The 530-nt window shown below is 63.2% G+C and carries 1 protein-coding gene and 1 pseudogene; both read left to right on the plus strand.

The genetic code is table 11. The features are described from left to right. A pseudogene (locus tag SPHV1_RS25665) lies at window positions 1-199 on the plus strand (sprT domain-containing protein); the annotation flags it as partial. Window positions 200-217: 18 nt separating this feature from the next. Further along, window positions 218-454 carry a hypothetical protein gene (locus SPHV1_RS03660; protein WP_041734157.1) on the plus strand — a complete coding sequence of 79 codons (237 nt, stop codon included), beginning with the start codon at window positions 218-220 and terminating at the stop codon, window positions 452-454. Window positions 455-530 lie beyond the last annotated feature (76 nt).

A 530-nucleotide genomic window follows, 5' to 3' on the forward strand; every position in this document is an offset into this window, starting at 1 on the left:
GCCGCCCGCCGCGGGCGCCGGCGCCGGCGCTGCCGGCGGCCATCTGGCGGACGTGCTTCAGCCCGCCACGGGGAACCGATCGAACCGGATCAAATATCGCTGCCCTACATGCGGCGTGCAGGCATGGGGCAAGCCCGCGCTGCGGCTCCTGTGCGGTGGCGACGATTGCGCCAGCGCGCCCCTCGCCCCTGTCGAATAAAGGGGCTAGGATCAGCCCATGACGATGCGCAGCCTATTCGACGGGGCTTTGACGATGATCCTCTATGTCCTCGCCTTCGCAGCGGGGACAGTTTTTGTCCGGGCCAACTATGATCTGGTTGAGGCACACCCGCTTCTGGTGTTCTTTGTCGGCGCGATCTGCGCCTACCAGCTATTCAACCTGATCCCGCTTGCCGTTGTGACCATCAACGATCACATTTTAGGCCAGCCTGAACAGCGTCAAAAGCGAGACTAGAGGCCATCCCTTCGGAATAGCGTTAATATCGAGCGCAAGCGGCTCGGTTTGTCGGGAGCTGCATGGTCCGGGGCCG

Origin of the sequence: Novosphingobium sp. KN65.2 (genome assembly GCF_001368935.1) — a bacterium.
In the GTDB taxonomy this organism is placed as follows: domain Bacteria; phylum Pseudomonadota; class Alphaproteobacteria; order Sphingomonadales; family Sphingomonadaceae; genus Novosphingobium; species Novosphingobium mathurense.